Genomic DNA, 21,989 nt, shown 5'->3' with positions numbered 1-21,989 from the left:
AAGCTGCGCTCTACCACAACACGAGGAGGAAAATATCGTGGCTAAAAAAGTCGTAAATGTAGTTAAACTACAAATCGCTGCCGCTAAGGCAACCCCAGCTCCTCCAGTTGGTCCTGCATTGGGACAAGCTGGAATTAACATTGCTCAGTTTACTAAGGAATTCAACGCCCGGACTGCTGACCAAGCTGGTTCAACAATCCCTGTTGAAATCTCAGTTTTCGATGACCGTTCATTCGAATTCGTTACGAAGACACCACCAGCAGCTGACCAATTGCGTAAGATTGTTGGTAAGGGTTCTGGTGAACCTAACGTCAAGAAGGCCGGAAACGTTACTCTTGACCAAATTCGTGCTATCGCCGAAAACAAGATGGCCGATTTGAATGCCAATGACATCACAGCTGCCATGAAGATGATCGAAGGTACTGCCCGTTCAATGGGTGTTACGGTCGACGGTGTGGACTTGACTGTTGATGGAACAGCAATCAAGGAGGAAGCATAATGACTACTAAGCATGGAAAGAAGTATTTAGAAGCCGCAGCCAAGGTTGAAGCCGAAAAGGCCTACAACTTGACTGATGGTGTTTCCTTGTTGAAGGAAGTTTCATACGCCAACTTCGACGCTTCAGTTGAATTGACTTTCAAGTTGAACGTTGACACGCGTCAAGCTGACCAACAACTCCGTGGTGCCGTTGTTTTGCCAAACGGTTCTGGTAAGGATAAGAAGGTTGTTGTCTTCGCCCAAGGTGACAAGGCTAAGGAAGCAGAAGCTGCCGGTGCTGATGTCGTTGGTGCCGCTGACTTGGTTCAGCGTATCCAAGGTGGATGGCTTGACTTTGACGTTGCTATCGCAACGCCTGACATGATGGCTCAAGTTGGTCGTGTGGGTCGTGCATTGGGTCCTAAGGGATTGATGCCTAACCCTAAGACTGGTACGGTTACCATGGATGTTAAGAAGGCTGTTTCTGACGCCAAGGGTGGTCAAGTGACCTACCGTACTGATCGTGACGGAAACGTTGCGGTAACTGTTGGCCGCGTATCATTTGATGATGCTAAGTTGGCAGAAAACATCAAGGCAATCGCTGCTGTTATCTTGAAGGCTCGTCCAGCCGCCGTTAAGGGAACTTACGTTTCAAACGTGGCTTTGGCCTCAACGATGTCACCAGCCGTTACCTTGGATGTAACGTCTCTTTAATTGACAGCTGTCAATTAACCTGTTAGACTAACAAAGTAAATTAAATCAATTTTGCCTAAGACTCAGGTGGTGCTTGCACCTTAATCTCCTGCCGAGGAAGTTATTAAAGATAACTGACCCGTCTGTCTTTTGGCAGGCGGGTTTCTTTTGCAAAAAAATCTTGAGGAAGGAGAATTTCACATGAGTGAACAAGCTATTGCTTTGAAGGCGCAAAAGGTTGCTGAGATCGCTGACCAGTTCAAGAACTCAACTTCTGCCGTTGTTGTTAACCCTCGTGGTTTGACTGTTGCAGAATCAACTGACTTGCGTCACCAATTACGTCAAGAAGGTGTCGTATTGGAAGTTATCAAGAACAAGGTTCTTGTCCGTGCTTCTAAGGACGCTGGTTTTGAAGGATTGAACGATTTGTTTGCTGGTCCTACGGCCGTTGCCTTCTCTGAAGAAGACGCCGTTGCCCCAGCCCGCATTTTGAAGAAGTACGCCGATGCTAACGAAAAGCTCGTTATCAAGGGTGGTGTGATTGATGGTTCAATTGTTTCAATTGATGAAATCAACAAGTACGCTTCATTGCCTTCACGCGAAGGTTTGCTTGGTCAGTTGATGGCCGAGTTCCAGTTCCCAATCCGGAGCTTTGCTTATGCTGTTAAGGCATTGCAAGAAAAGAAGGAAGCTGAAGGCGAAACAGCCGAAGCTGCCGAATAAGTTTGACTTATTAGAAAACATTTATAAATTGGAGGAAATTAATCATGGCTTTTGATAAAGACGCGATTATCGCATCATTGAAGGATGCAACGATTTTGGACTTGGCTGACTTGGTTTCAGCTATCGAAGAAGAATTTGACGTTTCAGCTGCTGCACCTGTTGCCGCTGCTGGTGCAGGTGACGGCGCAGCCGCTGCCAAGTCAGACTTCGACGTTGAATTGACTTCTGCAGGTACTGCAAAGGTTAAGGTTATCAAGGCAGTTCGTGAAGCAACTGGTCTTGGTTTGAAGGAAGCTAAGGACTTGGTTGACAACGCACCTTCTGTCATCAAGGAAGCTGTTCCTGAAGCAGATGCCAACGCAATGAAGGAAGCTTTGGAAGAAACTGGTGCCTCAGTTACTTTGAAGTAATTCATAAAAGAAGAGCACTTGGTGCTCTTTTTTTGTACATAAATTAGATTTTGTCAATTAAGGAGAAGAAGATGAGTGAAAAAACAGGGGGACAGCAGTATTTTACGGCTGATCCAACGGCTGAACATGATTACCAAAACTTTGACTTTACTCTGTTAGGTAAGAATTTGCATTTCCAAACGGATGCGGGGGTCTTTTCAAAGAAAACCATTGATTTTGGTACGCGAGTGATGCTCGATGCAGCGGCTGAACAGCACTTTGTTGCTGGAAAAGTCTTGGATTTAGGTTGTGGCTATGGACCAGTCGGCAATGCCGTGGCTAAGGCCTGGGGGCGTGAAGTGGATATGGTTGACGTTAACGACCGTGCCCTGGATCTAGCCAAAACGAACTGTCAAAAGAACGGGGTTAATGACCTGACACGGGTTTTTCAATCCTCCGTTTATGACGCTGTTGTGGATAAGTACGCGCTAATTCTGGTCAATCCCCCGATTCGTGCTGGAAAAGTCGTGGTGACGGCCATGTTGCAGGGAGCGACTAAGCATCTTGTTGATGGTGGCGCCATCATCGCAGTTTTGCAAAAAAAACAGGGGGCGCCATCCGCACAGAAAAACTTGGAAGCTGTTTTCAATGATGTTTCGGTGATTGGCAAGAAGAAGGGCTACTTTGTTTTGATGGCTAAAGAGCCCAAGGAGACAGTCTGATGGCCGTCGTGCCGACTTTAACGTCTGAACAGATTAAGGCTTCCATGGAAGCGGCACTAAACGAAGCGCGGGCTGCTGGACAGCGCGGCGAAGTGCCAATTGGGGCCGTGATTGTTAAGGACGGGAAAATCATCGCTTCGGCTGGCAACCGACGGGAAGAAGATCAAAAGACGGATGCCCATGCCGAGATGCACGCCATTCTAGAGGCAAACGCGAAATTAGGAACATGGCGCTTAGAGGAGACCGCTCTCTTTGTGACTTTGGAGCCGTGTTTGATGTGTGCGGGTGCCATTCTAAATGCTCGAATTCCCCTGGTTTACTTTGGTGCGCAAGACAAGAAGGCGGGTGCCGTGACCTCGCTCTATTCGGTTTTTGCTGACGATCGGCTGAACCACCAGGTCAAAGTCGTTCCAGGTGTTTTGCAGGCTGAGTCTTCCGCACTATTAAAAAGCTTTTTTCAAGAATTGCGGGCTAAGCAAAAGGCGAGAAAAAAGGCGTTGAAGCTAGAGAAAAACAGGGAGCAAGACGAGAAAGCAGAGTAGAAAAAATCTCGGCTTTTGTTTGCGCCAGTTCCTAATTTTCGATATAATAAAGAAGCAGGCAAGGGTCTACTTTCGAACCGAGTCAGGACAGAGATGTAGCAGCTCTAAGATTGCTTGACCTTGTGCTTGTGTACATAGCAAAACCGCCTTCAGGCGGCTTTTTTTGTAAGGGAGAAACGATGGCGTATCAGGCACTTTACCGGGTTTACCGGCCAAAGACTTTTTCAGAGATGGTTGGACAAGAAGTGATTACTAAGACGCTACAAAACGCCATTGATCAGCATCAAACTGGACACGCCTATCTGTTTGCAGGTCCAAGAGGAACTGGTAAGACATCGGCGGCCAAAATCTTTGCCCGTGAAGTAAATGGGATTGGCCCCGATCAGGCTGGTCAATCCCAACCCGATATTATTGAAATCGATGCGGCTTCCAATAACGGGGTGGATGAAATTCGCTCCATTCGTGACTCGGCGAATTACGCACCAATTGAGGCCCCTTACAAGATTTATATTATTGACGAAGCGCATATGCTCTCGACGGGGGCCTTTAATGCCCTTTTGAAGACACTTGAGGAACCACCTGCTCAGGTAAAGTTTATTTTGGCCACCACTGAAATTCAAAAGATGCCCGCGACAATCTTGTCTCGAACGCAGCGTTTTGAATTTAAACGCCTCTCAAACCAAACCATTAAGAACCGTTTGGTGGAAATTTTGAAGCAGGAAAAACAAGACTACGAAGAGGCCGCTTTGGACGTTGTGGCCACTGCCGCCGAGGGTGGGATGCGTGATGCCCTGTCCATCATGGATCAGGTGATTGCCTTTGGCCCTGATAAAGTCACATTGGACAACGCACTGACGGTCACGGGATCCGTTGATATTGATCAGGTTTTGGCTTACTTGAATCAAGTGATGACGGGGCAAACAGCCGTTGCCCTTGAAACGCTTTCGCAAATTCTGCTCTCGGGAAAGGATGCTAATCGCTTTTTATCGGACCTCATTGCGACTTTGCGCGATGTGATGCTCGTTGACTTGGCCCCTGATTTGGTGAAGGCCAAGTCAAAGGAAAGCGATTTGAAGGCCTTCTTGAAAGCTAGCTCACAAGAACAGATTCAAGAAATGTTGCAAGTCATTGATCAGACAAAGACGGCTTTGGCGCAGTCCTTACAATCCGACATTTATTTGGAGATTTTAACGGTTCAACTCGCGCAAAAGTCGAATCCAGCAAACGCCAACACATCAATTGGCCATGCAACGTCTTCTAAGGAAGAGCCGAAATCAGCAGCAAAGAGACAGGAACCAGTTGAGGAAAAGCCCACAAAAACAGTCGAACAAGCAGCGCCTGTTGAAGCAAGTGCGGCACATGAGGAATCGGCTGATTCAGAAAGCGAGCACGGCACAAACGGCGTTTTGGAGTCCAAACGATCTGAAACAAAAGCCATGGGCACTCCTTCCTCTAGATCAACGGAAGAGCCAGTTGCTGAGCGATCCGCAGGCAGCCGTGTGCCGGAAGAGCGGCCAGCTGATGAAGTGACTGAAAAGCCAGAGCGTCCGGTTGAAAAGCGGTCACTTGATAATGAAACGACCACAGGGCAAGCCGAGACGGGAACTGCTGCGACAGCGACAGCAACTGTGGCCACGGAAGCAACGGCCACTGGACCAGCATTACGACTTTATACCGGTAACGAGCCGGTTCAGGCAGTTCTATCACAGGCCAAGCGTGACAAGTTGAATCAAGCGCAAGCAAAGTGGACTGACATTATTGCAACGATGCCCGTTAAGGATCAGGCGGTTCTGCAAACTGCTGAGCCAGTAGCCGCTTCGCTGGACGCAATTGTGTTAGCCTTTGACTACCCGGCATTGGAAGACAAGGCCGAAAAGGATGCCGAGTTGCAAGCACAACTTGCTCAGGCATTGATTCAAAGCGGGCTACCGGTTCAATTAGTGTTACGAACAAAGGATGAGTGGCATAACGATCGGGCGGAGTACGTGAAGGCGTTGAAGGCCGGTCAGACAGTGAAGATTGCACTTTCTGATTTAAGCCCCATTGTGGTTAACCAAGAAACGACACAACAAACCGCAACCCCACAGGAAACGAAGGGAAATGACCACTCAGACGTTGTGGCTTCAGCAAAAGCGCTCTTTGGCGATGACATCGTTCAAGTAAAAACTGAAACAAAGTAAGGAAAAAAGATGCAATATCCGGAACCTATTGCTAAACTAATTGATTCATATTCTAAGTTACCCGGAATTGGTGCCAAAACGGCGTCTCGTCTTGCCTTTTACACGTTAAACATGGATCAAGAAGACGTGGCGAATTTTTCAAAAGCACTGGCAGAAGCAAAAGATTCGATTACTTTTTGTGAGATTTGCGGTAATATTACCAGTAAAGATGAAAATCCCTGCGTCATCTGCACGGATACCACAAGAGATCGGTCAACCGTTCTGGTGCTTCAAAATCCAAAAGATGTCATGGCGATGGAACAGACCCAGGAGTACCACGGCCTGTACCATGTTTTGAACGGGGTGATTTCGCCGTCGGCTGGTACGGGACCGGAAGACATCAACCTACCGTCGTTGATTCGCCGGCTTTCCAAGGATGACGAAATCAAAGAGGTGATTGTCGGAACCAACGCGAACACCGATGGCGAGGCAACGGCCATGTATATCGCCCGTCTCGTCAAGCCCGCCAATATCAAAGTTACTCGCTTGGCCTCTGGATTAGCGGTTGGCTCGGACATTGACTACGCGGACCAGTTGACTTTGATCAAGTCCATCGAAGGTAGGAATGAACTGTGATTTTTAAGAAGAAAACCGTACGACACAACAATTTGAAGGCTGAGTATGACCAAATTCTGTTAGAAGAAGTGGACCACGCCCGCCGTGAATACCGACAGGCTCAGGATTCCGAAACTGCCTTGGTTGACGCACGGGTTAATGGGCACATGGTTCAGGCACAGACTGACATGAAAAAGGCTTGTTTCTCCTATCTTTATAAAGAAGCGAAACGGCGAAGAACCGTGGCAAACGGGCCACAACTTTATCGTTCGACTGATGAATAGGAGGGTGGTATGAAAAAAGCAAATTTTATCACCTTTGAAGGGCCCGAAGGGGCTGGGAAAACAACGGCCATTCAAGCCGTGCTGCCTTTCCTTGAAGAGCTGACGAGTAAAGTCGTTGTGACGACAAGGGAACCGGGTGGCAATCCCCTGGCTGAGGCTGTTCGAGATTTATTGAAAGAACAGCAGGAGCCAGCCATTGATGCCCGGACGGAAGTGTTGCTGCTTGCGGCTTCTCGTCGTGAACACGTCGTACAGACCATCTTGCCGGCTCTAAATGATGGGGTTGTCGTGGTCTCTGACCGTTACTTGGATTCTTCCTTGGCCTACCAAGGTGGTGGCCGAGGATTGGGAATGCAGGCTGTTCAGGCTATCAATGACTACGCCATTGAAAATCCCGAAACGGGTCAGGCTGTTGAGCCAGGATTAACGATTTACATGGACTTACCCGTTGAAATCGGATTAGAACGAGTTTTCAAACACCGAACTGGCAAGATTGATCGGATGGATCGAGAGAATCTTGACTTTCACCGGAGGGTTCGCGAGAGTTATTTGGAATTGGCGGCACAAAATCCTGAACGGATTAAAACCGTTAATGCCAACCAACCGGCCGACAAGGTTTTAGAGGATGTTAAAGCAATTTTACTGGAAAACTGGAGGTAAACGATGAAACTGATTAATGCGATTGTACAGGACAAGGACGCCACAAAATTGGCAAACGCTTTGGTGAAAAACAAGATTCAGGCAACTCGCTTGGCGACTTCTGGTGGCTTTTTGCGCTCAGGGAACACGACTTTTCTAGTAGCCATTGACGACGAGCGTGTGCAGGAAGTGCTCGACATCATCAAGTCTGTTTCGCAAAAGCGCAAGCAGTTCATGGTTCCCCCAATGGGTGTTGAAGGAGAGCGCGCAGCTGCCTTTCCTGTTGAAATCGAAGTTGGTGGAGCAACGGTCTTCACGCAAACGATCGATGACTTTTATCAATTCTAATGGTAGCGACGAAGAAAAAAGTCGCTGCGGCAAAGCAGGAAGAATCGGCCGTTTTTGAGATGGCCGATTTTTTGACACTTGCTAAGGAATCGTATCCCGAAAACATCCAGCAGTTGCAACAGGCGGTGGCTGAAGACCGACGGTCCCACCTTTATCTATTAGCAGGACCCGGTAATCAACAGAAGTTGGCCTTGGCCCTTGCTTTTGCTTCGATGGTGCTGGGGGATGATGAGGAAACACAGGAGCGGATTAGTCGCCTTGACCACCCGGACTTGGTCACGGTTTTACCGGAGAAGAAGGGGGCAGCCATTAAGATTGCCCAAATTCGCGCCATTACCCCAGAATTGACCACAACGGCATTAGAATCGCCCGTCAAGGTCTTTATCATCGATCGAGTGGAGACGCTCACGACCGCGGCCGCCAATTCCTTGCTGAAGTTCATTGAGGAACCGGCCGGACCACAGTTGATTATTCTATTAGCCAACAAAGCCGATGATGTGTTGCAAACCATCGTATCACGGGCCCAGGTCGTCCACCTACTGCCTAGTCCAGAAGTAGCAAAGGAAGCGGCCGCTAGTTTGGCTGTTTTCCAGGAAACGGCTCAACCCGCAGTCTTTAAGTGGTTTGAAAAAGTCGTTGCCCGAGATGTGTCTTCCATGGTTTTCTTGCAAACGACGTTAATTAAATTGATTGATGACAAGGAAAAGGAAGAGCAAGTGCTGCTTTGGCTGCAACAGCTCGCTCGTGATCTCTTTATGCAAAAGACGGTCGACCAACCCGTTTTATACTTTCCGCAGTTAGTTGGTTTTTATAAAAAAGCGGCGGAACGTTATCAAGCGGATCAATTGCAGGCCGTCCTCGAAAACGTTTTATCTTTGGATAAACTAAAGAACGTACAATTAGCTTTGCAATCAAAGCTTGAAAAAACTGCGCTTGAATGCGCCATTTTACTAGGTTAACGATGCAGATACAAAAGTCTTTTACAACTCATGACACCGGGACGCTCTACCTTGTGGGTACGCCCATTGGTAATCTTTCGGACATGTCTTCTCGGGCCCTCGAAGTTCTCCAAGAGGTGGATGTTATTGCGGCCGAAGACACTCGGCATACGCAGTTGCTCTTGAACTATTTTGATATCAAGAATAACAAGACTTCGCTTCACGAGCATAACTGGCAGGAAAAGGCACCAGAATTGGTACAAGAACTCCTTGCTGGTAAGTCCATTGCGCAAGTTTCCGATGCCGGCCTACCTTCCATCTCAGATCCGGGAAAGGAATTGGTGGCCCAAGCGATTGAGGCGAACGTGCCCGTTGTGCCAATTCCTGGTGCTTCCGCCGGAATTACAGCCTTAATTGCTTCAGGATTGGTGCCACAGCCCTTTTACTTCCATGGCTTTTTACCACGCAAGAAACAGGAGCAGGCTCAGGCGTTGCAGGATCTTTCGTGGCGCCCTGAAACCATGATTTTTTATGAAGCGCCCCATCGCTTGAAAAAGACCTTGCAGAATTTGGTCGAAGTGCTCGGCGAGAAGCGTCGCATTGTACTGGCTCGCGAACTAACGAAACGCTACGAAGAGTTTCTTCGGGGGACGGCCGTTGAAGCCGTCCAGTGGGCGGAGGAAAATGACATTCGTGGTGAATTTGTTTTGTTAGTTGAGGGGCGGTCGGACGGTTCGGGTGTTCCACCAAAAGCTGTTGCTGACACGACAGACACCAGCGCGGCAAATCCTGAAGAAGCGGTCCAAGCACTCATTGACCAGGGGCTCAAGCCGAACGCAGCCATCAAGCAGGTGGCCAAAGAAAACGGCTTGAACCGACAGGATCTCTATAAAAGTTATCATCACATTGAGGAAGAAAATGGCTAATATCTATTCCATTCAACGTCCAGTTGAGTATTATCAAGTTGACCTCACCCGCAAGCTATCCCTTTCAATGATTCTGAATTTAGCCATTCTTTGTTCACGTAAACAAGGGGAGTACCTCAAGGTCGGTTATCAAGAAACCGACAAATGGGGACTGGGCTGGGTGATTTTACAATACGACGTTAAAATTTTACGTCGCCCCGTTCTGGGGGAAGAATTGACCATCGAGACGAAAGCCGGTGAGTGGTCCTCATACTTTGCCCAGCGTGGCTTTTATTTTAAGGACGCGGCTGGCAAAGTCATCATCGACATCGATTCACTGTGGGCCCTGATTGACCTTGAAAAACGGCACATGGTCAAGTTACCACTCGAATTGGTTAAACCTTACGGGGGAAACGAACAAAAACGTTTACCAAAGATGGTTCGAATTCCGAAAATTAAGGACGAGCCAATCGACTTTGATAAACCCTACCAAGTCCGTTTCTTGGACATTGATGGCAACCGTCACGTGAATAATTCGAAGTATCTGGAGTGGATGGTCGATGTGTTACCGCTCGACTTTTTGAAGGAGCACGAGGCAACGGGCTTCTCCATTCGCTACGAGAATGAGGTTCACTATGGTCACCATGTTGATTCCCAAGTCGTGATGGGGGATAATGAGACGAGGCACCGTGTGTTAAACGGTGATCAAACAGCAGCAGAGGCCGTGATTCATTGGGCCCCTGCGGATAAAAAATAAGCGAGGACAAACATGTCAGTATTAGTATTGGGTGGAGCCGGCTACATCGGTTCTCACATGGTTCGCCAACTCTTGGCTAATGGTCAAGACGTGGTTGTTGTTGATAACTTGGTCAAGGGACACCGCGCGGCGGTAGCACCCGAAGCCAAGTTCTACGAAGTTGATATTCGTGACAAGAAGGCCCTTTCCGAAGTCTTTGACAAGGAAGACATCGAGGCCGTCGTTCACTTTGCAGCCTTTTCAATCGTGCCCGAATCCGTTGCAGAGCCTTTGAAGTATTTTGATAACAACACGGCCGGAATGGTGACTTTGCTCGAGGTCATGCAGGAACACAATGTGAAGAAGATTGTCTTCTCATCAACGGCCGCTACCTATGGTAACCCCGTTCACATTCCAATTAAGGAAACGGATCCACAAAACCCCATCAACCCCTATGGTGAATCCAAGTTGATGATGGAGAAGATGATGGGTTGGGCTGATCAGGCCTATGGTATTAAATGGGTGGCCTTACGCTATTTCAACGTGGCGGGAGCTATGCCAGACGGTTCCATTGGTGAAGATCACGAACCAGAGACCCACTTGGTACCAATCATCTTACAAGCCGCTTCTGGTAAGCGCGATTACATTGAGATGTTCGGGGATGACTACAATACCCCAGACGGCTTTAACGTCCGTGACTATGTCCACGTCGTTGATTTGGCCGATGCGCACATCTTGGCCTTGAATTACTTGAAGGAAGGTAAGCCATCTGCTCAATTTAACTTGGGTTCAGCAACTGGTTTCTCCGTTAAGGAAATGGTCGAAGCAGCCCGTAAGGCAACCGGTGTTGATATTCAGGCAAAAGTCGGTCCACGTCGTGCTGGGGATCCTGACATTTTGGTGGCGGATTCAACGGCCGCCCGTGAGGTCCTAGGCTGGAAGCCGAACTATGACAATGTGGAAGACATTATCAAGACGGCCTGGAATTGGGTTGAGAAGCACCCAAATGGTTATGACGACAAAAAGTAATGATTGAAAGAGTTGACTTCGGTCAGCTCTTTTTTGTTTCCCTCTGTTGGACAGAGGCAGTATGATTGGCAAGAATGTTGATGGCGTCTTGCTGCTGTTTGCTCGAACCGATTACCAAAAATCGTAAAAAAACCAGACAAAAGTCTTGTCAGCGCTGTTCGGCTATGGTATGATATTTTTTGTTGATAAAGACACCATGGTTAGTTAGCTCAGTTGGTAGAGCAACGGACTCTTAATCCGTGGGTCCAGGGTTCGAGCCCCTGACTGACCATCCCAAGGACCGGCGTAGCCGGTCCTTTTTTTGTACATAGGAGGAAAAAGTGAAACGTAAAAAGAGATTGTTAACCATTTTGTCCTTGGCTTTGGTTTGTGCGATTGTTCTGGGTGGGTTCTTGTTCATGAGAACAGGGCATCAGCAACAGAGTACTTCAAGTACGAACGATTCGGCAAAAACCAAGAACCTAACTGATTTACCAAAGGGTGTGAAGTCCACTGATTGGGACCTTGTCTTGGTCAATAAGTGGCACCCCCTTTCCTCCGAAATGAATTTTGAAAAGGCAACGGTTGGTGGCATAACGGTCAATGCACGGATTAAGCAGGCCGTTTTGGACTTTCAAAATGGTGCCCGGGCGGCCGGCTACCAAACGAACTTGATTTCGGGCTACCGGTCGATTCAGTACCAAAAAGAAGTCTTTGAAAACGTCAAGAAGAACAACATTGCCCAGGGGATGACGGATGCCGAAGCGGAAAAAGCGACAGCGGCAGTTGTCCAAAATCCAGGCTCCTCAGAACACCACACTGGTTTAGCCGTCGATATGGCTGGCAGTGATGCTTTTGAAAAGTACCCGAACTTGGAAGCCAACATGGATCAGTTCGCTTCACAGCAGTGGTTAATCAAACACGCGGCGGATTATGGCTTTGTCTTACGTTATCCAAAGGAGAAGAGTCAAATCAAGCAAACGGGGATTGATTATGAATCCTGGCATTTCCGTTATGTTGGCGTGGAAAACGCCAAATACATGGTGAAACACCATCTCACGCTTGAAGCCTATGTGAAAGCACTAAAAGAAGCCGGCCGTTAAGGCGTTAAAAAGTCCGATTGCGATCGGGCTTTTTTTAGGTAAAGGGCGCCAAAAAAGTCAAGTACAGGTGATGACGAATTTACAACTAGACCAATTAAAGAATGCGTGTTCGCTTGTTTTAAGGTAAACTTTATGCGTAGGCTTATTCCGAAAAGAGCTGTTCGGCTTTCCGGTTTGTCTTTAAACTTTATTTAACATGATGACTGGCTTTTGCTAGGTAAACATACGGTAAAACCCGAAGGATTCATTACGAAAAGGTAGCGAACAAATGTGCTTATCAACAGTTGGGGATAAGTCTGGGGATAAAGAAGGTAACTTGGGGAAAAAGATTGATTTAATGCCCTTTCTGACTTTGGAAAAGAATGGAGTCTTTTGACGTTGATAACGAGTCTTGTTGGGGAAAAGTCGTGTAGATTGCATAAAATCCGGGTATTTCTTTGGGAAAACTGTGGATAAGTCCGTTGATAAGTCGAAAAAGTGGGGATAACTTTTTGGCTTAGACCAAAATGAAAAGAGATAATTTAAATGAAAATTAAAGTAATTACAGTGGGAAAACTGAAAGAAAAGTATTTAAAAGAGGGCATTGCGGAGTATCAGAAGCGCTTGCAGCGTTTCGCAAAGATTGACATGATTGAGTTAGCTGATGAAAAAACACCGGAAAAGGCGTCGGAGGCAGAGAACCAGGAAATCATGGCAAAGGAAGGCGACCGCATTTGGGCAAAAATAGGCGAACGTGACTACGTCGTTGTGCTCGCGATTGAGGGAAAGCAGCTACCTTCAGAGAAGTTCTCCAAAGTGCTCCAGCAGGCAAAGCTATCAGGACATGGTACCCTGACTTTTATCATTGGCGGTTCATTTGGATTAACGGATAAAATCAAAAAAAGAGCCGATTTACTGCTCTCCTTTGGGTTATTAACGCTGCCCCATCAATTGATGCGTCTGGTTTTGATGGAGCAAATCTACCGGGCCCAAATGATCGAGGTCGGTTCGCCCTACCACAAATAAAAAAGCTAGGAGCAACCACTCCTAGCTGAATCAATTATTGAATTGAAAAGTCAAAATCATTCGGTGTAATCAAACCGGCCGATTGAACAATGACGCGACCCGCCATTTTTTTACCAAGGGAGCGCGACGTGCCCACCTTTTGGTAACCGAAGGCGATGGTGGCCTTCGCCTTTAAGGCAGCCCCGTGGCTGTCGCCGGTGTTTACATCGATACCCGTTGGCATGTCCAAGGCAACCACGGTGTTTTCGATGTGGTTAGCCGCCTTGAGCATTTTTTGAAGACCTTCTGGCAAATCAGCATTCAAGCCGGTGCCAAAGATGGCATCGATGATGAGGGACGGCTCTTTAAAGTCTGATTTCTCGGCTCGTGTGACACCGCACGCCTCGGCTGCCTTGAGTTGTTCTTTGACAGATTGGCTGGCCCGGTTGACGTTGCCAACGAATTGGAGGGTGACTGGTATTTTCGCTTGGTGAAGAAGGCGAGCCAAGGCTACGCCATCGGCGCCGTTTTGACCAAGGCCGGCCAAAACGAGCACCTTTGATAAGTCAAAGCGGCCTGCCGCTAGGACTTGCAGTGCGGCCATTGCAGCCTGCTCTGTCAAAACGGCAGCTGGCAAACCAGCTTCATCAATCGTGTAAGTTTCAATGGCCTTCATTTCTTCGCCAGTTACGAGTTGTGTCATGTTTTTCACCTTAGTATAATAGATACAGTTATTATAATATAGAAGAACAGAAATTACATATAAAAGGAGATGGGTCATGGATAATTTGGATGTGGCTGATGACTACCAACAAGTAAAGGACCAGGTCGCCATCTTGAACGCCCGTGGTGAGCAGGTGACAGAAGATCAAGTGATCAAGCGGACGCTGAAGCGTAGTCTCGAACAAATTCTTGACTACCGGATGGACGGGACGTTTTATACCGTTGCATGGGATGACCAGGGGAACCTTGCCCTGACCGACGTTTATGGCAAGCCTGCTGGTGTGATTAAGCCAATCAACGAATCGTTAATTGAAGACTTTAAAAAAGATGATCAGGGTGTTTGGGACCATTTCAACCTGGCCATCATGAAATCGATTGCGCGCTAAGAACACGACTTTCTTTGGCTGAGCGGGTGGAGAACTTCTTGCCGGCTAGCGGATAATCTGGTATAGTATTATCTGTTATTGGAGAAGTACTCAAGAGGCTGAAGAGGCGCCCTTGCTAAGGGTGTAGACGTGTTAAAGCGTGCGAGGGTTCGAATCCCTTCTTCTCCACTACAGGCCATATACTGCAAATAGCGGTATATGGCCTTTTTTGTTTTTAAGCATCGTTGATAGTTGATACATAGGCGTTTGTAAGCACTATTACTAATAAATCCTAAGAACCTATAAATAGCATTAGATACAAAAAATAAAAATGTTTTGCTACAAATTTGCTACAAGTTTTCCAACAGTGTAATTGTCTTGTCCTTTTCTTTGTCACGCTTCTCATTCATCAGATGAGCGTATACCTTCATCGTTATCTCGATTCCAGCATGACCAAGTCTTTCTGACACATATTGAATATCAATATCATTGGCTAACAAGTAACTGGCATGTGTGTGCCGTAGGCCATGCATAGTTAATTTACTTGTCGAAAAAGTAGAAAGTAGCTTATTCAGCTTGGCATTACAAGATCCATCAGTCAGTGGTTTACCATTTATTCCAGCAAACATTATTTTATCGGGCAAAGTCCAGTTCTTAGCAATATTCATATATTCTTCTGGCATATCAATTGTTCGAACTGATGTTTTAGTTTTAGTTCCCTTAATGGCACTATCTTTTGGTGACCATGACTTATTGATACTGATGGTATTTTTCTTAAAGTCGAAGTCAGTCCAAGATAATGCAGCGATTTCAGAATATCTACATCCTGAGTAACAGGCAGTTAGTATCATTTTTGAAGCAATATTATTTTGTGTTTTAGCTGCTTCAATTAATTTTAGAAATTGATCATGTTCTAAGAACTTTGTATCTCGTCCGGCACTTTTCTTTTTTGAAGACACCACGATGTTTCTGGAAATATCTTTTGCAAGCATTCCTTCGTCAACGGCATACCGACAGAATGCCCCAATCATGTTTTTTATATGTGTAACAGAGGACTTCACATGGCTTTCTGCATAACCATTAATGAGAAGTTGCATCTCGCGCACAGTAACCTCTGACAGTTTCATATTAGGCCACTGTGCGCTAATCAGTCTGTATGTAGAAATATACCAGCTTTTAGTGTTTGTCTCGATATGAGGCTCTTTAAAGACCGTATACCACGACCAGTATTCATCTTTAAACAATCTGTCGCCAAATGGCAGTTTCCCTGTGTTTTTTAATTGTTCAATAGATGTGGCCCATTTATTGGCTTCTGTTTTAGTCGAGAACCCAGATTTAGTCTTTTTACGTAGCTGTCCGTCAACTTTTGTTGATACACTAGCTGTCCAAGTTTTGCCTCTTTTGTATATACTAGCCATGATTTACTCCTTTTTGGTACAAATAAAAAGGCCTAAGGGCCTATCTGTTTTATATGATTTTAAGTAATATGAATAATTTTTAAGTTGAGGTATTAAATATGGTGTGTTAACATTTAGTTTGATAACAGATGAGCCACATAGTGGTGTCCGTCTGTTTAGCAATGCATGCTAGATTGTAATTAATCAATCTGGTGTGCATTTTTATTTAATAGTGGTATCAATATTTCCATTTTTATATAGGTCGTACATAACAAATAGTTTACGATACGCACTATGTACACCATTACTTTTTGCTCCAGAGTTGTATAATTCTGTGAATTGTGGTAAGGCTTCTTGAAGGATGAAATTTTCAATATCTTTAGGATGGTTTTTAATTGTTTTGGAAATAAGTTTAATTTTGTTTATTTCTTTTAGTTCTTTACTATTCCATATTTCATGTATACTTTTTGATAAGAAATATTTATCTTTTATATTTATTTTTATTGCATTAATTTGACACTCTAATGTTCGTGTTGATTCTATACGCTTATCAATCCTTAATTTGTCCTTAGTTGTCAATGTAATATCGTTAGAACTGTTGAGTTCATCAATTATTTTTTTATAAGGTATTTGAGCTCCAGATGTTTGGTTATTTAAGAATTTTATTGAAATTTGTAATGATATTTTTTGTTTATCTAATAAGTAGTCATTTAGGTAGTCAACTATATTTGGTACCATAAAAAGAGTTCCTTGTTCACCAATAGCTATTGCTGTATTACGATTTTTGTAATCTTCAGGTAGAGAATCTATATTGCTTGCGTAAGTTAAAAAGGTATCCAATTCGCCAGACCTACCTTTTACGTCAATTATGTTTTTAAATTGTTTTTGATATTTTTTTATAAATGCTGGTGATACACCTTGATTTATTTTAGAAATATTTTCAAAAAGGCTTAAATAATTGTCAGTGGTAATTCTGTTGTAAGTAATTCCTAATTCTTGATCATGCTCGATATTTTCTTCTAATGAAGATATATTGGGTTCATATTCAACAACGGTTATACGATCAGCCATTTTAGAGACATTTGTAGGGATATTCTTTGAATATTCTTGTAATAATGATCTAATATTTTTGTCGCTAAGTGAATATCCGATAAAAATAATTGGCGAATCTACTAAACTTGTTAGTAATTTTGCATTTAGAATTATTGAATCATATTCAAATTTTTTATAGTCATTTTCAGTTATTATTAGTGAATTAGGATCAGAGATAGACCCATGAATTTTATATAATTCGTTCCAACTAGTTGTTTGCCTAAAAAATCCTTCACCACCAATAAACAGGTCAATGTTTTCACTATTTTTGCCAATTAAATCTTCAATAAGGCAATCATAGTTTGTAGTAATCACCATACGAGATTTTTTAATAACTTTAGTGAATTCCTTTAATTCACTAGACATATTTTCCAAATAATCTAATGATGAAAATCTTTTTGATAGTGAGAATTTAAATGGAGAAATTCCTTCTCGATAAACCTTTTCTGGTGTCAGATTAGGAACAAGATTATTTTGAAGAAGATATTTTTCGTCGAATTTTTTTTGAATAATTGAAGCAGCCTTAGCATTAACAATAAAATTTATATCATCTTTATTATCATCGTTTAATTCTTTTTCTTTTATTTTTGTCAAAAAAGAATAAAAATTGGTGTCTTCATCTAGTTTTTCCCAATATTCTTTTAAAAGGCTTAACCAATCTGGAGAGTTCTTAATATATCTTTTGGAAATGCCTGATCCAACGAATATAATTGGATATTGATTATTTTTCTTTAGTTCTTGAATTCCCATATACTTTTCCTTTTAGCCTGTTTCCGTCCTGCACGTATGTGTACAACATAAGTGCTTTTATGCTAATTCAGGAACGTTGTATTTTTGACTTTCCAATCTTCTAATTTGATGCGGACCCAAAAGCTATAAATTCCAAGTGTGATAATAATAAGGCAGAGCCACTTGATCCAATTGCCAAAGAGCCCTAAGGCTGTTCCGTTAAATTGTAAACGATGGCCTTCAATTACGGTGTGATTTATTTTCCATCCATATACAAGGACTAGTGCCAATGGGTAAAGGATACCAAAAGAACAAACTGTTAGGATCCAACCCAACAGGCTCCATCCGATTAGGCTAGCTAGGCCACCGTCAAAAAAAGAGTTTCGACCAAACTTTTCTTCCATAATATTTCTCCTATCAGTTTTTGATGTCATTCCGTATTGCAGATAATATTTGTAGCGCTTGTGCAGCTTATTTGTTTTTGCGGAATTCTTCTAGTAGTTCATGCTGCAGCTTTATATTTTCCTCTACAAGTTGGTTATTTTTATTTTGTAGCTTCTGAATTTTAATGGCATCTACGTGGGCCTGGTCATATCCCCATTTTTCATCATTGTTACGAACAAGGTAGTTGTTAATGAACTGGATGGTATAGAAAACAACGATGGCGATGAATAGCAATGTAAGCAAGCTGTCCAGAAGTGAGGCAAGGGGAGTGAGTGCATAATCAAGGTTAAGTTTGTGACCACTGGTAAATAGCCAAACGGTTAGTATCTTTATAAGACCAGAGGCAGTCGCAATTAAATCTTTAATAGCAGAGCCGAAGCTATTACCAACAACAACTGAAATGACAAAGGTCAGCAGGTTGGGAGCAAAAATAAATCGTCTAAATGCTGAAATTTTGGCAGACCCATTCGATTGAAATTTAGTAGTGCTTTCTTTAAGCGTTTCAGTAATTGTTTTAGGCATTGGTTATTTCCTTTTATTAATGTATGTGTCACGTTATGTACGCCCCGAGAGGGCATTGTTACTTTGAATATCGACCGTTAAGGAAGGTGATATCTTGAGTATCTGAGTAAGTGCTATAGGCCTTAACGATTGAAATAATGAAGTCAACGAATGGCCAGATTCCAAAAGTAATCCATGATCCAATAAGTAACTTGAAGATTCCAAGCCCAATTTGGCCACGAACGAATCGGTCAACACCTAAATAGCCGACTAAGAAGTTGCATACCCACACAAAAACATGCTTGTTAATCTTGTTTACTTTAACGTTACCTTGAATGATTGTTTCCATGATAACTCTCCTAACAGCTTTTAACGTGGTTCAGATTTGCACGTTTATGTACGCCCAAAAGGGCATTTATTTAACTCTTGATGTTGTATGTTTTACTACCAACTTTTTTGAATGTTGAATTCTCAAAGGTAACAGTAATAGGATTATTGTTAACGATAGTGTATTCAAGCACGACAGGAACTGACTTGCCAGGCAATACACTTTGATTTAAGTTATCACTTTCAGATTGATAGGGGATACTGAAATCATCATTAACAGCAGGTACCCCAGGATCTAATTTCTGATTTTTTGAATCCGTCTTTTGATATGCATGAACAACGGCATACATAGCTTGTGCATCAGCTTCTTCCTTAGAAATGTTTGTCATGTTACCATGCAAAACAAATATTTTTGTATCGTTCATACCGTCAATAATTTCGCCTTTAGTAAAGGTTGTATTTAGTTTTCCAGCATAAAATGTATTACCCTTAAAATGCCACTTATTATTTTCAGCCTTTTGATGCTTCAAATCTGGTAATTCGCCATCGTTAGATACAACGTATGCTGCAATACCAATTGAAGTAATAGTTATCATGGCCATAATCCAAAACCATAAATGTTGATGAATTTTTTTATTGTTCACTACTCTATCCTTAAGCTACAAATATGAATATTTAACATGCGTATCTTTTAGATACCAAGTATTTCTTTTTTCTTCAAATCAAACTCTTCTTGGGTGATAATACCTTCATCAAGTAATGACTTTAATTCACGAAGGTCAGATAGATTGTTTGATTTTGAAGATGATGAGTTATTTTCGTTGACAATTTTTTTGAGCTCTAATTCAATTTTATTTGCATTAGCAACATCTTCTGTATGGCCACTTAAAGCAAATGATGTGTAACTTCCATCGTAAAATCGAATAGTAAAGGTGATGGCTGAAACTTCTTTAAGGGTTTTAGTGTTTGAATTTCCAGAACTAGCTCCGATTACTCCGCCAGTAGAACCCGCAATTAAATAGCCAGTTATTCCTTTTGAAAAGCTGATATCTTTTTTCGTATTTGAAATAAACGTCTCATTTTTATCTATCTTAAAATCAGCAATTTCTGAAAATGAATGAATCTGGTATACATTTTGCAAAAAGTCTAAAGCAAAGAATATTTGCTTTGTGTCATATCTAAAAATTAAAGGATAATATACACTTCCATTTTCTTTAAATTCGGCGAAATAATTTTCATAATTTTCCTTATTAAGATTCTTTTGATGCTTTAATTCTGATTTATATTCTGAATAAGAAAAGTTTTCACCGTTTTCAATCATTTTTCTTAGGGAATCAATTGAAAAGCGTTTAATTGCATTTTGTGACCTTATATCTGTTTTTTTAATTCCTAATTTTAATAAGCATGCAGAATCAATTTTTTCAATTAATCCATGGCCGACATTAACCGGCCATGAAGTGAACATTGTTGTCTTGTTGCCACATAAAGCACATTTCATAAAAAATCCTTTCAATTAAAATGATGATTGCTGATGGACTAGCTTGCCAATAATCTGAATAGGTGGCTGTCCGTTCTCGACGTCTTCTTTATTATACTCAAAAGGCTTAAATTCTTCCTTCAACCAACTATCCGGTTCAAATCGAATACGATCAGGGTACTGATACACGTGTTTGAGTGTAGCGGCTTCTCCGTCAATAATGACCCCACAGATGTCACCGTTAGTAATATCGCATTTATCGATTTTTGCAAGAATAGCAACAGCACCATTGGGGATGACTTTATTCATACTTTCGCCATTAACTCTTAAAGCGATTAGCTCATCAGATGAGTAGCGATTAGATATTCTATTAGGAACATCAATATCACCCTCGATGTCTTCTTTAGCGCCTTCGGGGTATCCTGCAGAGATGCGACCATAGATAGGAATAGATACAGTAGATGGGGTAGAACTGATAGTTAATTCATTGGGTATGTTTTGTACATCATCATCATAATTAGCCAATGTCATTAATTCTTTATAGCTTGTTTTCAAAGAGTACGCATCAGCAATAGCACGAAGCTTGTCAGGACTTGGCTTGATTGGTTGCTTATTTCTAGTGTCACCATTGATTAGTGTATTGAAATAAGAATGCGATACCTTGCCATGAGTTTTTTGTGACATTTCTCGGTAACTATCACTGCCTTTAAGCTGGCTTATTTTGATTGCTAATTGATTATTATTCAGCATATTTACACCCGTTATGTATTGCTTGCTTTACTATATGTACAGTTTACTATACATTTATATTATTATTATGTAATTTACGCTTTACAATATGTAATTCTTGTTGTATGATTAGTACATAAGTTAAAGAAAGGAGAGCGAAATGAACAATAATTTAAGAAAAATTATGGGTTTCTATGGCTTTAGCAATATTTCTTTGTCAAAAAAAGCAAAAGTTTCTCGAGGGACGATTACTGATATTCTAAATGGTTCAAACCCGAATAAAGAGACTATGGAAAAGATCACAAAGGCGATCGGAAACGGACTAACAGTAAACGATATTTTTTTTGCAAAAGATGTAATTCTTGTTGTACAGAATGAAAAAGTAATTAGCTGATGGGAGGCCAACATGGCAAATGAAGTAAAGGTATTTGACAACCTGAAGGTCAAAGAAGAAAACGGACAAATTTTGTTCGACGCAGAAACAGTGGCTAAAGGTGTTGGAATTACGACCGTTGCCAAAAGTGGCAACGAAGTCGTTCGATGGTCAAGGCTTAATCAATACCTTGGATTGTCCACTTCTGGACAACTGGTAAAACGTGGTGATTTCATCACGGAACCGCAATTGTATAAGTTAGCGATTAAGGCTAATAGCCCACAAGCAGAAAAGTTCCAGGACTGGGTCACGTCAGAAGTGCTGCCAAGCATTCGCAAGACGGGTAGCTATTCTGTTCAGCCAATGGATGACTTCGAAAAGATTGCGTTGATTGCCCAAGGGACAACCAAGCTTAAGGAACAGGTACATGGTATCGAAACAAAAGTAGATACCTATATTGAAAACCAAGTAATCACGGCTACTGATAGTAACGCTATTGCACGAGCAGTATCTAAACGTGTTCATCAGTATGGAGCTTTGCATCATATCGATCGTGACGAACGTGGA

The 21,989-nt window shown here is 43.0% G+C and carries 29 protein-coding genes, 2 tRNA genes, 1 other RNA gene and 1 other annotated feature; of the genes, 23 read left to right on the top strand and 9 right to left on the bottom strand.

What is annotated here, in order from left to right:
• Positions 1 to 37 precede the first annotated feature (37 nt).
• The 19 genes from rplK to rlmH all read left to right on the top strand — a co-directional run bounded on the left by rplK (position 38) and on the right by rlmH (position 13,286).
• Positions 38 to 499 carry a 50S ribosomal protein L11 gene (gene rplK / locus IV71_RS04045; RefSeq protein ID WP_010691448.1) on the top strand — a complete coding sequence of 154 codons (462 nt, stop codon included), beginning with the start codon at positions 38 to 40 and terminating at the stop codon, positions 497 to 499.
• Entirely contained in the window at positions 499 to 1,191 is a 693-nt protein-coding gene (gene rplA, locus IV71_RS04040) for a 50S ribosomal protein L1 (protein ID WP_010691450.1), read from the top strand. The genes rplK and rplA overlap by 1 nt, the downstream gene beginning before the upstream one ends.
• A 36-nt stretch (positions 1,192 to 1,227) precedes the next feature.
• Positions 1,228 to 1,347, top strand: a sequence feature (ribosomal protein L10 leader region).
• A 24-nt stretch (positions 1,348 to 1,371) separates the two neighbouring features.
• A complete protein-coding gene (gene rplJ, locus IV71_RS04035; RefSeq protein WP_010691452.1) occupies positions 1,372 to 1,893 on the top strand; it encodes a 50S ribosomal protein L10 in 522 nt (173 codons plus the stop codon).
• Between the two features lie 44 nt (positions 1,894 to 1,937).
• Positions 1,938 to 2,303 (top strand): 50S ribosomal protein L7/L12, encoded by a 366-nt coding sequence (rplL, locus tag IV71_RS04030; protein WP_010691455.1) that lies wholly within the window; start codon positions 1,938 to 1,940, stop codon positions 2,301 to 2,303.
• Positions 2,304 to 2,374: 71 nt separating this feature from the next.
• On the top strand, positions 2,375 to 3,004 hold the full coding sequence (locus tag IV71_RS04025) for a class I SAM-dependent methyltransferase (protein ID WP_010691457.1): 630 nt from the start codon (positions 2,375 to 2,377) through the stop codon (positions 3,002 to 3,004).
• Positions 3,004 to 3,546 carry a nucleoside deaminase gene (locus IV71_RS04020; RefSeq protein ID WP_010691459.1) on the top strand — a complete coding sequence of 181 codons (543 nt, stop codon included), beginning with the start codon at positions 3,004 to 3,006 and terminating at the stop codon, positions 3,544 to 3,546. Before IV71_RS04025 ends, IV71_RS04020 begins: the two co-directional genes overlap by 1 nt.
• A gap of 50 nt (positions 3,547 to 3,596) precedes the next feature.
• Positions 3,597 to 3,683, top strand: an RNA gene (gene ffs, locus IV71_RS07740) — signal recognition particle sRNA small type.
• 42 nt (positions 3,684 to 3,725) lie between these two features.
• The gene (dnaX, locus tag IV71_RS04015) at positions 3,726 to 5,726 is read left to right on the top strand and encodes a DNA polymerase III subunit gamma/tau (RefSeq protein WP_010691462.1); all 2,001 of its coding nucleotides are present in this window, start codon (positions 3,726 to 3,728) and stop codon (positions 5,724 to 5,726) included.
• A gap of 9 nt (positions 5,727 to 5,735) precedes the next feature.
• Positions 5,736 to 6,341: a recombination mediator RecR gene (gene recR, locus IV71_RS04010; protein WP_010691464.1), complete on the top strand. Its 606-nt coding sequence runs from the start codon at positions 5,736 to 5,738 to the stop codon at positions 6,339 to 6,341.
• Complete coding sequence (locus tag IV71_RS04005; protein WP_010691466.1) at positions 6,338 to 6,604, top strand: DUF2508 family protein; 267 nt, start codon at positions 6,338 to 6,340, stop codon at positions 6,602 to 6,604. Before recR ends, IV71_RS04005 begins: the two co-directional genes overlap by 4 nt.
• A gap of 9 nt (positions 6,605 to 6,613) precedes the next feature.
• Positions 6,614 to 7,264: a dTMP kinase gene (gene tmk, locus IV71_RS04000; protein WP_010691467.1), complete on the top strand. Its 651-nt coding sequence runs from the start codon at positions 6,614 to 6,616 to the stop codon at positions 7,262 to 7,264.
• 3 nt (positions 7,265 to 7,267) lie between these two features.
• Positions 7,268 to 7,591, top strand: a complete 324-nt coding sequence (locus tag IV71_RS03995) for a cyclic-di-AMP receptor (RefSeq protein WP_010691471.1) — start codon at positions 7,268 to 7,270, stop codon at positions 7,589 to 7,591.
• Positions 7,591 to 8,550 carry a DNA polymerase III, delta prime subunit gene (locus tag IV71_RS03990; protein WP_010691472.1) on the top strand — a complete coding sequence of 320 codons (960 nt, stop codon included), beginning with the start codon at positions 7,591 to 7,593 and terminating at the stop codon, positions 8,548 to 8,550. The genes IV71_RS03995 and IV71_RS03990 overlap by 1 nt, the downstream gene beginning before the upstream one ends.
• A 2-nt stretch (positions 8,551 to 8,552) precedes the next feature.
• The gene (rsmI, locus tag IV71_RS03985; RefSeq protein ID WP_010691473.1) at positions 8,553 to 9,455 is read left to right on the top strand and encodes a 16S rRNA (cytidine(1402)-2'-O)-methyltransferase; all 903 of its coding nucleotides are present in this window, start codon (positions 8,553 to 8,555) and stop codon (positions 9,453 to 9,455) included.
• Positions 9,448 to 10,191 (top strand): acyl-[acyl-carrier-protein] thioesterase, encoded by a 744-nt coding sequence (locus IV71_RS03980; protein WP_010691474.1) that lies wholly within the window; start codon positions 9,448 to 9,450, stop codon positions 10,189 to 10,191. The genes rsmI and IV71_RS03980 overlap by 8 nt, the downstream gene beginning before the upstream one ends.
• A gap of 12 nt (positions 10,192 to 10,203) precedes the next feature.
• On the top strand, positions 10,204 to 11,199 hold the full coding sequence (gene galE / locus IV71_RS03975; protein ID WP_010691476.1) for a UDP-glucose 4-epimerase GalE: 996 nt from the start codon (positions 10,204 to 10,206) through the stop codon (positions 11,197 to 11,199).
• Positions 11,200 to 11,397: 198 nt separating this feature from the next.
• Positions 11,398 to 11,470: transfer RNA gene (locus tag IV71_RS03970), tRNA-Lys, on the top strand.
• A gap of 49 nt (positions 11,471 to 11,519) precedes the next feature.
• On the top strand, positions 11,520 to 12,281 hold the full coding sequence (locus tag IV71_RS03965) for a M15 family metallopeptidase (protein ID WP_010691478.1): 762 nt from the start codon (positions 11,520 to 11,522) through the stop codon (positions 12,279 to 12,281).
• Positions 12,282 to 12,806: 525 nt separating this feature from the next.
• On the top strand, positions 12,807 to 13,286 hold the full coding sequence (rlmH, locus tag IV71_RS03960) for a 23S rRNA (pseudouridine(1915)-N(3))-methyltransferase RlmH (RefSeq protein WP_010691480.1): 480 nt from the start codon (positions 12,807 to 12,809) through the stop codon (positions 13,284 to 13,286).
• A 34-nt stretch (positions 13,287 to 13,320) separates the two neighbouring features.
• Here rlmH and IV71_RS03955 read toward each other — a convergent pair whose 3' ends face one another.
• Entirely contained in the window at positions 13,321 to 13,968 is a 648-nt protein-coding gene (locus tag IV71_RS03955; RefSeq protein WP_010691482.1) for an NAD(P)H-hydrate epimerase, read from the bottom strand.
• A gap of 76 nt (positions 13,969 to 14,044) precedes the next feature.
• On the opposite strand from IV71_RS03955, the gene IV71_RS03950 reads away from it, so the two are divergent.
• Both IV71_RS03950 and IV71_RS03945 read left to right on the top strand, forming a co-directional pair.
• The gene (locus tag IV71_RS03950; protein ID WP_010691483.1) at positions 14,045 to 14,374 is read left to right on the top strand and encodes a hypothetical protein; all 330 of its coding nucleotides are present in this window, start codon (positions 14,045 to 14,047) and stop codon (positions 14,372 to 14,374) included.
• A gap of 80 nt (positions 14,375 to 14,454) precedes the next feature.
• A tRNA-Ser gene (locus tag IV71_RS03945) sits at positions 14,455 to 14,542 on the top strand.
• A gap of 161 nt (positions 14,543 to 14,703) precedes the next feature.
• On the opposite strand, the gene IV71_RS03940 is transcribed toward IV71_RS03945, so the two are convergent.
• The 8 genes from IV71_RS03940 to IV71_RS03905 form a co-directional block, all read right to left on the bottom strand.
• Positions 14,704 to 15,771, bottom strand: a complete 1,068-nt coding sequence (locus IV71_RS03940) for a site-specific integrase (RefSeq protein WP_010691484.1) — start codon at positions 15,769 to 15,771, stop codon at positions 14,704 to 14,706.
• 201 nt (positions 15,772 to 15,972) lie between these two features.
• Positions 15,973 to 17,592 carry an SIR2 family protein gene (locus IV71_RS03935; RefSeq protein ID WP_056995018.1) on the bottom strand — a complete coding sequence of 540 codons (1,620 nt, stop codon included), beginning with the start codon at positions 17,590 to 17,592 and terminating at the stop codon, positions 15,973 to 15,975.
• A 62-nt stretch (positions 17,593 to 17,654) separates the two neighbouring features.
• On the bottom strand, positions 17,655 to 17,975 hold the full coding sequence (locus IV71_RS03930; protein WP_010691485.1) for a DUF898 family protein: 321 nt from the start codon (positions 17,973 to 17,975) through the stop codon (positions 17,655 to 17,657).
• A gap of 67 nt (positions 17,976 to 18,042) precedes the next feature.
• Entirely contained in the window at positions 18,043 to 18,537 is a 495-nt protein-coding gene (locus IV71_RS03925) for an MscL family protein (protein ID WP_010691486.1), read from the bottom strand.
• 58 nt (positions 18,538 to 18,595) lie between these two features.
• Positions 18,596 to 18,865, bottom strand: a complete 270-nt coding sequence (locus IV71_RS03920; RefSeq protein WP_010691487.1) for an NINE protein — start codon at positions 18,863 to 18,865, stop codon at positions 18,596 to 18,598.
• Positions 18,866 to 18,935: 70 nt separating this feature from the next.
• On the bottom strand, positions 18,936 to 19,487 hold the full coding sequence (locus tag IV71_RS03915) for a DUF5067 domain-containing protein (RefSeq protein ID WP_010691488.1): 552 nt from the start codon (positions 19,485 to 19,487) through the stop codon (positions 18,936 to 18,938).
• Positions 19,488 to 19,534: 47 nt separating this feature from the next.
• A complete protein-coding gene (locus IV71_RS03910) occupies positions 19,535 to 20,341 on the bottom strand; it encodes an SHOCT domain-containing protein (RefSeq protein ID WP_082139159.1) in 807 nt (268 codons plus the stop codon).
• Between the two features lie 15 nt (positions 20,342 to 20,356).
• Entirely contained in the window at positions 20,357 to 21,070 is a 714-nt protein-coding gene (locus IV71_RS03905; protein WP_010691490.1) for a LexA family protein, read from the bottom strand.
• A 139-nt stretch (positions 21,071 to 21,209) separates the two neighbouring features.
• Between IV71_RS03905 and IV71_RS03900 the strand changes: the two genes are divergently transcribed.
• Positions 21,210 to 21,443: a helix-turn-helix transcriptional regulator gene (locus IV71_RS03900; protein WP_010691491.1), complete on the top strand. Its 234-nt coding sequence runs from the start codon at positions 21,210 to 21,212 to the stop codon at positions 21,441 to 21,443.
• 12 nt (positions 21,444 to 21,455) lie between these two features.
• A partial coding sequence (locus IV71_RS07735) for a BRO-N domain-containing protein (protein ID WP_082621255.1) occupies positions 21,456 to 21,989 on the top strand: 534 nt, incomplete at its 3' end.

This window comes from Fructobacillus fructosus KCTC 3544, from assembly GCF_001438695.1.
Classification (GTDB): Bacteria; Bacillota; Bacilli; order Lactobacillales; family Lactobacillaceae; genus Fructobacillus; species Fructobacillus fructosus.
Note: the sequence above shows the minus strand (reverse complement) of the source record. Positions and strands in the feature narration are given on the sequence as shown.

Bases quoted from the DNA above. Each gene is read 5' to 3' on its own strand.
- IV71_RS03980 (WP_010691474.1), top strand. From the start codon at position 9,448: ATGGCTAATATCTATTCCATTCAACGTCCAGTTGAGTATTATCAAGTT.
- IV71_RS04025 (WP_010691457.1), top strand. From the start codon at position 2,375: ATGAGTGAAAAAACAGGGGGACAGCAGTATTTTACGGCTGATCCAACG.
- rsmI (WP_010691473.1), top strand. From the start codon at position 8,553: ATGCAGATACAAAAGTCTTTTACAACTCATGACACCGGGACGCTCTAC.
- IV71_RS03990 (WP_010691472.1), top strand. From the start codon at position 7,591: ATGGTAGCGACGAAGAAAAAAGTCGCTGCGGCAAAGCAGGAAGAATCG.
- IV71_RS03910 (WP_082139159.1), bottom strand. From the start codon at position 20,341: ATGAAATGTGCTTTATGTGGCAACAAGACAACAATGTTCACTTCATGG.
- IV71_RS03995 (WP_010691471.1), top strand. From the start codon at position 7,268: ATGAAACTGATTAATGCGATTGTACAGGACAAGGACGCCACAAAATTG.
- IV71_RS03940 (WP_010691484.1), bottom strand. From the start codon at position 15,771: ATGGCTAGTATATACAAAAGAGGCAAAACTTGGACAGCTAGTGTATCA.
- IV71_RS03925 (WP_010691486.1), bottom strand. From the start codon at position 18,537: ATGCCTAAAACAATTACTGAAACGCTTAAAGAAAGCACTACTAAATTT.
- IV71_RS03935 (WP_056995018.1), bottom strand. From the start codon at position 17,592: ATGGGAATTCAAGAACTAAAGAAAAATAATCAATATCCAATTATATTC.
- rplA (WP_010691450.1), top strand. From the start codon at position 499: ATGACTACTAAGCATGGAAAGAAGTATTTAGAAGCCGCAGCCAAGGTT.
- IV71_RS04020 (WP_010691459.1), top strand. From the start codon at position 3,004: ATGGCCGTCGTGCCGACTTTAACGTCTGAACAGATTAAGGCTTCCATG.
- galE (WP_010691476.1), top strand. From the start codon at position 10,204: ATGTCAGTATTAGTATTGGGTGGAGCCGGCTACATCGGTTCTCACATG.
- IV71_RS03900 (WP_010691491.1), top strand. From the start codon at position 21,210: ATGAACAATAATTTAAGAAAAATTATGGGTTTCTATGGCTTTAGCAAT.
- dnaX (WP_010691462.1), top strand. From the start codon at position 3,726: ATGGCGTATCAGGCACTTTACCGGGTTTACCGGCCAAAGACTTTTTCA.
- IV71_RS03930 (WP_010691485.1), bottom strand. From the start codon at position 17,975: ATGGAAGAAAAGTTTGGTCGAAACTCTTTTTTTGACGGTGGCCTAGCT.
- tmk (WP_010691467.1), top strand. From the start codon at position 6,614: ATGAAAAAAGCAAATTTTATCACCTTTGAAGGGCCCGAAGGGGCTGGG.
- IV71_RS03955 (WP_010691482.1), bottom strand. From the start codon at position 13,968: ATGACACAACTCGTAACTGGCGAAGAAATGAAGGCCATTGAAACTTAC.
- rplJ (WP_010691452.1), top strand. From the start codon at position 1,372: ATGAGTGAACAAGCTATTGCTTTGAAGGCGCAAAAGGTTGCTGAGATC.
- rlmH (WP_010691480.1), top strand. From the start codon at position 12,807: ATGAAAATTAAAGTAATTACAGTGGGAAAACTGAAAGAAAAGTATTTA.
- recR (WP_010691464.1), top strand. From the start codon at position 5,736: ATGCAATATCCGGAACCTATTGCTAAACTAATTGATTCATATTCTAAG.
- IV71_RS03920 (WP_010691487.1), bottom strand. From the start codon at position 18,865: ATGGAAACAATCATTCAAGGTAACGTTAAAGTAAACAAGATTAACAAG.
- IV71_RS03950 (WP_010691483.1), top strand. From the start codon at position 14,045: ATGGATAATTTGGATGTGGCTGATGACTACCAACAAGTAAAGGACCAG.
- rplL (WP_010691455.1), top strand. From the start codon at position 1,938: ATGGCTTTTGATAAAGACGCGATTATCGCATCATTGAAGGATGCAACG.
- IV71_RS03905 (WP_010691490.1), bottom strand. From the start codon at position 21,070: ATGCTGAATAATAATCAATTAGCAATCAAAATAAGCCAGCTTAAAGGC.